This window comes from Planomonospora algeriensis (assembly GCF_977012225.1).
In genome coordinates this window covers 1-1,244 of sequence record NZ_CDRNDK010000887.1, presented here as the reverse complement: position 1 = coordinate 1,244, position 1,244 = coordinate 1, and the positions used below count along the sequence as shown (strand labels likewise).

Sequence of the window (1,244 nt, the reverse complement as noted above, 5' to 3'; positions counted from 1 at the left end):
AGTTCCTGCGCGACATGCGCTGCCCGCTGGGCCAGGGCTACCTGTTCAGCAAGCCCCTGCCCGCGCAGGACCTGGACCGCCTCCTGGCCGGCGGCACCGGCCTCGACCGGTCCGGCCGCGTCGGCGGCCTGCTGGCCGGCTGACGGATCCGACCGAGGAAGCGTCACCGTGCTCCGAACCCCCCGAATGCTGCGCGCCCTGCGGCACCGCAACTACCGCCTGTGGGCGGGCGCGGACTTCCTGTCGGTCGCCGGGACCTGGATGCAGGTGCTGGGCGTAAACTGGCTGCTGCTGTCCATCACCGGCTCGGCCACCAGCCTGGGATTCGGCCTGTTCCTGCAGTCGCTGCCCACCGTGCTGCTCGCCTTCGCCGGGGGCTCCCTGGCCGACCGCCTGCCCGCGCGCCCGCTGCTGCTGACCACCCAGGCCCTGCACGGACTGCTCGCCGCGGTACTGGCCGGGATCGCCCTCGGCGGCGCGGACGGCGTGTGGCCCGTCTACGCGGTCGCGCTCCTCGGCGGGGTGGTGTCCGCCCTGGACGGCCCCGCGCTGGGGCGCTTCGGCGCGGAGGTGGTCGGCCCCGACGACCTGCCCAACGCCCTGGCCCTCGGCTCGGTGATCAGCTCCGGCGGGCGCATCCTCGGCATGGGCGCCGCCGGCGTCCTCATCCCCGTCGCCGGGACCGGGGCCCTGTTCACGCTCAACGCGCTGAGCTTCGTGGTGGTGATGGCGGCGATCGCCGCCATGCGCCGCGAGGAGCTGCACCCCCTGCCGCGTGCCGAGGCGAAGGAGGCCGGGATCACGGCCGGGCTGCGCTACATCGGGGGCACCCGGTGGCTGCTCGTCCTGCTCGGCACGGCCTTCGTGCTGGGCGCCCTGGGCCGCAACTACCAGGTCACCATGGCCGCGATGAGCAACGGCCCGCTGGGCGCGGGCGCCGCCGGGTACGGGGTCCTGTCGGTCGTCTTCGCCGTCGGCGCCGTGGTCGGCGGCCTGTACGCGGCGTCGAGACCGCAGCTGACGTTCCCGATCCTGTTCGCCGCCGCGGCCCTGACCAGCGTGGGGCAGGCGCTCAGCGGCGTCATGCCGGGCCTGCTCTCCTTCGCCGTCGTGCTGCTGCCGATCGCGGCCGGCGCGGTGGTCCTCGACACCACGGTCAGCACCCGCGCGCAGCTCGGCACCGCCGCGCAGATGCGGGGGCCGCGTGCTGGCCGCGCAGTCCATGGTCGGGGCGGCCTCCGGCG

Annotated in this window: 1 protein-coding gene; it reads left to right on the top strand. The window is 75.4% G+C overall.

Annotation, left to right across the window (positions count from 1 at the left end):
* Positions 1-168: 168 nt before the first annotated feature.
* Positions 169-1,244, top strand: a 1,076-nt coding sequence (locus ACWJ6R_RS36650; RefSeq protein ID WP_449066596.1) for an MFS transporter, incomplete at its 3' end; no start/stop codon positions are given.